Annotated in this window: 6 protein-coding genes; all 6 read left to right on the top strand. The window is 77.5% G+C overall.

Annotated features, from left to right (window positions below; all coding sequences use genetic code 11):
* Positions 1-175 precede the first annotated feature (175 nt).
* The 6 genes from EXE50_RS11705 to EXE50_RS11680 all read left to right on the top strand — a co-directional run bounded on the left by EXE50_RS11705 (position 176) and on the right by EXE50_RS11680 (position 8758).
* Complete coding sequence (locus EXE50_RS11705) at positions 176-2116, top strand: ATPase, T2SS/T4P/T4SS family (RefSeq protein ID WP_053772417.1); 1941 nt, start codon at positions 176-178, stop codon at positions 2114-2116.
* On the top strand, positions 2113-3939 hold the full coding sequence (locus tag EXE50_RS11700; protein ID WP_137705158.1) for a type II secretion system protein: 1827 nt from the start codon (positions 2113-2115) through the stop codon (positions 3937-3939). Before EXE50_RS11705 ends, EXE50_RS11700 begins: the two co-directional genes overlap by 4 nt.
* Positions 3940-4032: 93 nt before the next feature.
* On the top strand, positions 4033-4533 hold the full coding sequence (locus tag EXE50_RS11695; RefSeq protein ID WP_137705157.1) for a hypothetical protein: 501 nt from the start codon (positions 4033-4035) through the stop codon (positions 4531-4533).
* Positions 4534-4539: 6 nt separating this feature from the next.
* On the top strand, positions 4540-5013 hold the full coding sequence (locus EXE50_RS11690; RefSeq protein ID WP_053772414.1) for a hypothetical protein: 474 nt from the start codon (positions 4540-4542) through the stop codon (positions 5011-5013).
* Positions 5004-5537, top strand: coding sequence for a hypothetical protein (locus EXE50_RS11685; RefSeq protein WP_121600332.1), 534 nt, complete (start codon positions 5004-5006; stop codon positions 5535-5537). The genes EXE50_RS11690 and EXE50_RS11685 overlap by 10 nt, the downstream gene beginning before the upstream one ends.
* Positions 5531-8758 carry a hypothetical protein gene (locus tag EXE50_RS11680; protein ID WP_137705156.1) on the top strand — a complete coding sequence of 1076 codons (3228 nt, stop codon included), beginning with the start codon at positions 5531-5533 and terminating at the stop codon, positions 8756-8758. Before EXE50_RS11685 ends, EXE50_RS11680 begins: the two co-directional genes overlap by 7 nt.
* Positions 8759-8820: the final 62 nt, after the last annotated feature.

Genomic DNA, 8820 nt, shown 5'->3' with positions numbered 1-8820 from the left:
TCTCGCGGGGTGTCCGCTCTCGCTCCACAAACTCCAAGTCGATCCACTCGGTACACTCGGTGAGGCGGGCGGTTTTCGGCATAGAGCACTGAATCCTCGTCCCGCCTCTTCCTTAACTTAACACCGCCGAGTGAGCGGGCGATCGTTTATATACCGAACCGCGGCCACGGCCGGCATGAACCTCGACCTCACCGAACGGCTCGCCGGCGGCGACGGCGAGACGCCGCTCGGACGGCTCCCGTGGGTCGACGACGGTCCCAATGCGTGTCGGTGCGAGCCGACGTTCCGCGAGCCCGCGGGGACGGGCGTCGGGGACCGGGTCGTGCTCGACGTCGACGCCGACGGCTGTCCGGGGCGCGGCGACCTCGCAGCGAGCCCGGACTGCCTCGCGACCGTCGTCTCGGCGCTCGCCGACCGCGACGCCGACGTGATCAGGACGCGACACCGCGGGCGAGAGCGCTCCTACGCGGACCGCGCCGCCGAGCTCCTCATCGCCGCGGGACGGTTCCGCGAGCGGATCGGGTTCCACGAGGAACGGCTCGCGGACCGTGTCGTCCGCGACCCGCTCGGCGCGGCGGCGGAGGCGGCCGGGCGTGCGGGGGCCGCGAAGCGCGTCGCGAGCGAGACGGGACTGCTGTCGGCCGCCGAGGAACTCGCTGGGGACGCAGACGAGAGTGGAAGCGACCGCGACCTGCGCGAGAGGCTCCGGGCGCACGTCGGCCCGACGGCCGCGACGGCGCGCGTCGCGGCCGCACCGCCGCCGGGCGCGACGCTGGTCGACCGCTGGACGGTCGCGACCGGCGCGACCGTCCGACTCTACGAGGGCGACGACTCCCTCAGGACGTACCACCTCACGCCGCCGAGCGCCGAGTTGGACGCCGAGGCCGTGGCGACGCTGGCCGACGCTCGGGACCGGCTGCTCGCCGACCCTCGCGGGGGCGACAGGGCGCCCGGGAGAGCGGTGCGGGCGGCCGCGGACGACGGCGATCCGGTCGCGGACCTGACCGAGGTGCTGCGGCGGCACACGCACGGCTACGGCGCGTTCGAGCACGTCTTCGCCGACGAACGCGTGAGCGACGCGACGGTGACGGCGCCGGTCGCGGAGAACCCCCTGCGCGTGGTCCTCGACGGCGAGCGGTGCCGGACGAACGTGCGGCTCCCCCCTGAGGGGGCCGCCACGCTGGCGTCCAGGCTCCGACGCGAGAGCGGGCGGGCGTTCTCGCGGGCGACGCCGACGCTCGACGCGACGATCGAGTCCGAGACCGGGCGCGTCAGGGTCGCCGCGGCCACGGCGCCGGCGAGCGACGGCCTCTCGTTCACTTTCCGGCGCGGTGACCCGGAAGCGTGGACGCTCGCCCGGTTGGCGTCCGTCGACACGCTCACGCCCGCGGCGGCCGGGCTGTTGTCGGTCGCCGTCGAGCGCGGCGTGGCCGGACTGATCGCCGGGGGGCGGGCGGCCGGGAAGACGACCGCGCTCGGAGCGCTGCTGTGGGAGCTGCCCGCCGAAACGCGGACGGTCGTCGTCGAGGACACGCCGGAACTGCCCGTCGACGCGCTCGCGGACGTCGGCCGGGACGCCCAGCGGCTCCGTGTCGGGGACGGCGCCGAACTCGCGCCGGCGGACGCCGTGCGGACCGCGCTCCGCATGGGCGGCGGCGCGCTGAGCGTGGGCGAGGTGCGCGGCGAGGAGGCGCGGGCACTGTACGAGGCGATGCGCGTCGGCGCCACCGGCGAGACCGTCCTCGGGACCATTCACGGCGAGGACCCGGCGGCCGTCGAGGAGCGCGTCGTCACCGACCTCGGCGTCCCCCGCTCGTCGTTCGCCGCGACCGACCTGGTCGCGGTGCTCGACTCCCATCGCGTCGAATCGATCGTCGAGGTCGTCGACCGCGGCGACGGCGTGAGCTTCGAGCCGCTCTTCGAGCGAACCCGGGACGGGCTCGTCGCGACCGGGCGGGTCGACCGCGGCGAGAGCCGACTGATCGAGGCCCTCGCGGGCGCGAACGAATCGTACGCGGCGGTGCGAGCGGCCGTCGATCGGCGGGCCGAGGGGATCCGGGAGGCGGTCCGGACCGGTCGGACCGCCCCGGCGCGGTACGCCGGAGGCGACCGATGACGGGAGTCCCCTCGCCGGGGTCCGACGGATCGGTCAGATCGAGCGACGACGGGGAGGGTGCCTCGGAGGAGCTACGTCGGGCGGTCGCGTTCCTCGGGTGGGACCGCTCCCCCGAACGGATCATCAGCCTCGGGTACCGGGTCGGGATCGTCGCGGGCGCGGTCGTCACGGCCGTCGCGGCGCTCGTCGCCGGCGCGGTCGCCGCCGCACCGGCGGGGCTGGCCGCCTTCGTCGGGGGGGTCCACGCGGTCCATCGGGCGCCGGTCTGGCTCGCCTCGCTCAGGCGGACGCGGGCGCTCGGCGCGGCGCCGGGGCTCGTCGGACGGCTCGTGTTGCGGATGCGCCTCGACCCCTCGACCGAGCGCGCGGTGCGGTTCGCCGGGCGGACCGGGGACGGGCCGCTGGCCGCGGCGCTCGCCCGCCACGAACGGGGGAGCGCGGACGGGCCGACGAGCGGCCTTCAGGCGTTCGCGCGCGAGTGGCGCCCGTGGTTCCCGGCGATCGACCGCGCCGCGGCGCTGGTCCGGACGGCGGCGACGGCGCCCCCCGAGCGCCGCGGACGGTGCCTCGACCGCGCGCTCGACGCGACGCTCTCCGGGACGACCGACCGGCTCGCGTCGTTCGTCGGCGCGGTTCGGGGCCCGGTCTCCGCGCTGTACGCCTTCGGCGTGCTGCTCCCGCTGGCGCTCATCGCGCTGCTTCCCGCGGGCGCCGCCGCCGGCGTCGCGATCGGTCCCGGGGTCGTCGCCGGCCTGTACCTCGTCGCGCTCCCGAGCGGGCTGGTGGCCGCCTCGGCGTGGCTGCTCTTCCGGCGCCCGGTCGCGTTCCCGCCGCCGCGGATCGACGGCGATCACCCCGAGGTGCCGGACCACAGCGGGTTGGCGCTCCTCGTCGGGCTCGCGCTCGGCGCCGCGGCCGCCGTCGTCGCCGCGCGGGCGGTGGCGCCGTGGGCCTGGCCGGTCGCGGGGGCCGGCTTCGGCGTTGGAGGCGCGCTGTTCGTCCTCGCGCGGCCCCGTCGGGCGGTGCTGTCGGACGTGCGCGACGTGGAGCGGGGGCTCCCCGACGCGATGACCGTGATCGGCGGCGATGTCGCCGAGGGGATCGCGGTCGAGACCGCGGTCGCGAACGCCGGCGAGCGGCTGGACGGCGCGACCGGCGAGGTGTTCGAGCGCGCCGGGCGACGCAGCGACACGCTGCGGGTCGGCGTCCGCGAGGCGTTCGTCGGGCGGGGCGGCCCGGCGGCCGCCGTCCCGTCGCCCAGGCTCCGGGGCGCCATCGCGCTGCTCGCCGTCGCCGCGCGGGAGGGTCGCCCCGCCGGCGACGTGCTGCTGGAGCTCGCGGACCAACTGGAGTCCCTGCGCGAACTCGAGCGCGACGCGCGCCGCCAGCTGGCGACCGTCACGGGGACGCTCTCGAACACGGCCGCCGTGTTCGCACCGCTCGTGGGCGGAGCGACCGTCGCGCTCGCGACCGGGATCGACGCGGTCGACGTCGGCGGCCTCGGCGCCGGGGCGGCTGCGGGCGCCGACGCGCTCGCCGGGGGGCTGAGCGCCGGCGGCAGCGCGAGCGTCGAAGCGGGGGGTTCCGCCGGCGGGAGCGGTCCGGTCGGGACGAGCCGCGGCGCGGGGAGCCTGTCGGTGCCCGTGCTCGGCCGGATCGTGGGGACGTACGTGCTGTTGCTCGCCGCGCTCCTCACCGGCCTGGCGACGGGGCTGGAGCGCGGGTTCGACCGGACGCTGGTCGCGTATCGGGTCGGGATCGCGCTGCCGACGGCCACCGCGACGTTCCACGTCGCGTTCGCCGGCGCCGGCCTGCTGTTCTGAGACCCGGCGGGGGGCGACGAGCCGGCCGGCGCCGGCCAGGGGTGCCGGCCCGCGACCCGACCGTTTATATATCAAACCGCGGCCAGCCGCGCCATGTTCGAGACGCACCTCGACGCCACGTACGCGTGGCTCGGACTGGCCGTCGTGAGCGTCGCGGCCGTCGGCGTTGCGGCCGCGTTTCCCGCCTCGCCGCCGCCGGACGCCGACGGCGTCGCGCGCACGGTCGACTCGGTCGCGGACGGGGAGTATCCGGCGACCGCCGAGCACGGGGTCGCGGCGGACCGGATCCGGCTCACGGCGGGCGCCGTCTCGCTCGGCGACGACCGGGGGACGGCGCGGGCGACGCTCGACGCGCCGCGGATCACGCCGGTGGTCCGGCCGACGGCGGGCGTGGCGCCGGCCGCGGTGACGGACGCCCGGCTTCGGCGCGTGCTCGACGGCGCTCCGCCGGACGCGGCGTTCGACGACCCGGCGGCGTTCGCGGCTGCGGCCGAGCGGGCGCGGGCGGCGGACGCGACGTGGACGCCGGCGCCGGAGCGGATCACGGTTCGACGGGTACACTACGGCGACGTTCGCGTCACGCTCGTGGGGTGATCGCGCGTGTTACCAGACTCCGCGATGCCGGGCGATTCGACGGCGCCGGGGGCGACGGAAGACCCGACTCCGACGTTCTCGGCCGCCGACCGCGCCGCTGTCGAACCGGTTGCCGCGCTCGTCGCGGTGATCGTCGTCGGACTCGCGCTGGGACTGTACGCCGGCGCGTTCGCGGACGCGGCGCCCGACGGGAACCGAGCGAGCGCGGCGGCGGCGCTCGACCGCGTTGAGGACGCGGTCACCGTCGGGGGCGTGGTCGACCCGGAGCGGCTGCGGCGGGCGGAGGCGCCGGGGACGGCGACGGCGATCGAACTGGAGGCGGACGGCGAGCGGTGGTCGGCCGCGTCCGGTCCGGAGGCGCCGGGACCGCCGGGGGTCCGGTCGCCGGAGGCGGTCGCGGTCGCCGAGCGGCGGGTGACGGTGCGCGTGGCGCCGGGACGGAACGTCCGGGGGACGCTCCGGGCGGTGGTGTGGCGGTGACCAGCACCGTTCTCGACGTGACCGTGCTGCTGCTGTGCGTCTCCGCCAGCGTCGTCGCGCTCGGCGCGACCGACGCCGGCGGTCCCGACGGCCCGACCGCGACCGACGCCGCCGACCGACTCGTCACCGAGACCGCGACCGTGGCGTACCCGGACGGGGACGCGCCGAACGGCACGCGACGCGTCGCCGCGACGCGGGCGGAGCTGCTCGCGCTGCTCGCCGTCCGCGACGGCGAAGGGGCGTTCGACCGCGAGGCCGTCGCGTCCGTCCGGGCGGGGATCGGCCCGCGGACGCGCGTCGACGCGACGGTCCGGCGCGAGGACGCAGCGAGCCGGGGCGACGCCGCCGGGGAGTCACGAGGCAGCGACGCGGAGGGGTCGGTCGCCGTGGGCCCCGAGCCGCCGCGAACCGCCGACGTCTCCGCCGCCGTGATCCGACAGCCGGTCCCGGACGGGCCGGGAGATGCGAGCGGCGAGCGCCGCCCGTCGGAGGGCGTCGTTCGGATCGTCGTCAGGAGGTGGTGATCGTGGGGGATAGAGGGCGCGGTCGGTCCCCGGACGCCGGTCGCGCGCGGGCATTCGCCGTCGACGAGCGGGCTCGGGTCCCGTTCGCGCTCGTCGGCGTGCTGCTGCTCGTGACGAGTTCGGCGTACGCCGCGGGCCTCGCCGAGCAGGGGCTGGTCGGTGAGGACCGCCGCGTCGAACGCGCCGTGGAGCGCGTCAACGCCGACGCCACCGCCGCGCTCAGGAGCGCCGCCCGCGAGGCCGCCCACGACGCGGCGGCGGCCCCGGTGACGCGCGCGCCGGAGGGGACCGGGCCGGGGGCCGAAGCGGTCCGCGAGGGGTCCGCGTTCGAGGACGCGTTCCGGGTTCGGCTCGCGATCGCCGGCGCGGAGGCGCTGCGCGCGGTCGAGAGCGACCACGGCGCCGTGACGGCGAACGTCTCGCTCCCGCCCGTCGACTCGGCGGACGACCTCGTCGCCGCGCGCGACCGGGTCCGCGTCGAACCGGCCGCCAACGGCACCGCGACCCGGGTCACCTTCGAGGGCGTCGCGACGACCGCGACCCGGGACGGTCGGACGGTCGTCAACCGGACGCGACCGCGGACGGTCACGGTCGCCGTCCCGACGCTGGCCGCTCACGAGCGGACCGAGCGGTTCGAGCGCCGGCTCAACCGCGGGCCCGTCGAAGGGCCGGGGCTCGGGCGACAGGTCACCGTCAGCCTCTACGCGATCGCGTGGGCCCGCGGGTACGGCCAGTACGCCGGCGCACCGGTCGAGAACGTCGTCGCGAACCGCCACGTCGAGCTGTCGACGAACGCCGGCATCGTCCGCGTCCAGCGGGACGTGTTCGGGACCAGCGACCCCGACGCGCGCGGCGGCGTCGCCCGGGCGACCGCCCGCACCGGCGTGACCGACCTGCTGTCGCCGACGGGCGTCCGCGAGGCCGCCTGGACCGACGCCGTCCTCGGGGCGCCGACGCCGACGGGGAGCGTGGAGGGAGAGTCCGCGGCCTCGACCGGGGACGCGACGGCGAGCGAGGACGGCGCCTTCGACCCGGGCGAGGAGGCGACGGGCGAGACCGCCACGGTCGAGGTCGGTCACGCGGCCGACCGCGCCGCGACCCGCGTCCACGACGACCTCGAATCGATCCTGCGGGCGAGCCACCGGGTCGAGGCGACACTGGAGGCGGAGGCGACGCGGGTCGTCGACGGCGGCCCGGTGTCGCCGGACCGTCCCCGCTCGCGGTTCGGCGAACCGTGGCGCCGGGTCGACGCGTCGCGGACGGAGCGAGTCCGCGTGACCGACGGGAGCGATCGCCGGACGGGGACCGACGGCGCGACCGTGTCTGCGGGCGAGTCGGTGTCGTTCGGCCGCGCGACCCGGACGGTCGTCGTCGAGCGCACCGCGACCGCGACGTGGGAGCGCCGGGTCGTCGAGCGGGGGCCGAACGGGACGGTTGAGAACGTGAGCGTCGACTGCGCCGTGACGCGGGACGAGGCGACGGACCGCTACCGCGTCCGCGTGTCGGTGACCGGAACGTACGCGCCGCGCGGCGACGCGCCCGACCGGCCGACCGCGACGTTCGGGGCCGCCGAGGGCCGCGGCGTCGGCGGTCCGGGCCTCGCGGACACCCCGGCGGCAGCGCGGGCGGAACTCGGCGTCGAGACCGATCGCGACGTCGACCGGCTGGCGCGCGAGGCCGTCGAGGGCGGCGACGAGACGCGGTCGACGGTCGTGTACGGCGACCGTTCCGACGCGGACGTAGACCGGGTCGCGAGGGACGTCTCGGAGCTGTCCGGGCGCGTCCGCGGGGTGGAGACCGAGGCGTCGATGACCGACGCGGCGGTCGGCGAGTCGACGCCGTACCGTGACCTCGCCGCGGCCGTGCGCGACCGCCGGGAGCGCCTCCGGGACGCCCCGGCGAGGTACGACGGCGCCGTCGACCGGGCGCGCGTCGCCGCCCGCGTCGCGTACCTCGACGCCGTGGTCGCGGAGTTGGAGTCGGCGGCCGAAGACCGGGAGGCGGCGACCGAGGGCGTCCTCGACCGCGTGAACGACGCGTTCGGCGGGCCGCCCGTTGGCGAGGTGATCGCCAGCCGCGAGGCCGCCCGCGACCCGGGCACCTACGCCGTCGGCGGCGGGGGGCCGGGCGGCGCCGTCACGTTCGCGCCGGAGGGGTCGCCGGGGTACCTCCCGCGGACGGCGGTCGACGGCGAGCGCGTCGCGGGCGTCGACGGCACGACGACGCGACCGCTCGCGGCACGGAACGTGAACTACGTCACGCTCCCGTACGGGGACGTCTCCGGCGGGATCGCGGACCGGATCCTCGGCACCGACGACACGGTCCGGATCGGCGTCGCCGGACGGGCGCTCCTCGCGGCCGACGAGGCGCTCGCGGCGGCCGACGGCGGCGACGACCTGCGCGCCGACCGCCGCGCGCTCGCCGGACGGGTCGACGCCTCGCTGCGACGCGTCGACGGGGCGCTGGCTGCGCGGCTCGCGGAGCGGACGGACCTCTCTCGCGCACGGCGGAAGGCGGTCTTGGACGCCGTCGCGGCCGAGTACGACTCGCTCGGCGAGCGGGCCGTCGCGGTCGGCGACGGCGAGTACCCGAACCGCGTCGCGGCGGAGGCGGCCCGGGTCGGGTCCCTGTCGTCGGCCGAGCGGATCGGGCTCGCGGCGCACCTCCGCGTCGAGGCGCGCACGGAGGCGGGGCGGGACGCGGTCCGCGTTCCGGCCCGGTTCGTCGACGAGACGACCGCCGCGTCCCGCGCGATCCGCCGGAAGCGGGTCGAGTCGGCGATCGAGGGGCGCGCGAGGAAGGCGGTCGCGTCGGTCCCGGACGAGCGGGTCCCGAAGCCCGTTCGGACCGTCGGCGCGGGGCTGCCGGTCGCGCCCGTGCCCGGGTACTGGGTGGCGACGGTCAACGCGTGGCACGTCGAGGTGCGCGGGGAGTACCCGCGGTTCGCCCTCCGCGCGAACGTGGGAACGCCCGGGCGCCCGTTCGAGTACGTCCGAGAGCCCGGCGCGGTCAGCGTCGATGTGAACGGCGAGTCGGTCGCGCTCGGCGCCACGGAGCCGGTCGCGTTCGAGACGCGGACGGTCGTCGTCGTCGCCGTCCCCGCCGGACCGCCCGGCGTCGGCGACGTCGGCGGGACGCGCGAGGAGACGTCCGCCGGCTGGCCGTGCCCGGGGGCACTGACAGCGACGCCGGGGGACGGAGACGAGTGTACGGCAGGGTGAACGGCCGCGGAAACCGACCGGCACGCGCCCGACCGCAGGCGTTTTGAGACGGCGCGACCGAG

Source organism: Halorubrum sp. ARQ200, from assembly GCF_005435115.1.
GTDB classification, from domain to species: domain Archaea; phylum Halobacteriota; class Halobacteria; order Halobacteriales; family Haloferacaceae; genus Halorubrum; species Halorubrum tropicale.
This window is presented reverse-complemented; position numbering and strand designations above follow the sequence as displayed.

Bases quoted from the DNA above. Each gene is read 5' to 3' on its own strand.
- EXE50_RS11705 (WP_053772417.1), top strand. From the start codon at position 176: ATGAACCTCGACCTCACCGAACGGCTCGCCGGCGGCGACGGCGAGACG.
- EXE50_RS11700 (WP_137705158.1), top strand. From the start codon at position 2,113: ATGACGGGAGTCCCCTCGCCGGGGTCCGACGGATCGGTCAGATCGAGC.
- EXE50_RS11695 (WP_137705157.1), top strand. From the start codon at position 4,033: ATGTTCGAGACGCACCTCGACGCCACGTACGCGTGGCTCGGACTGGCC.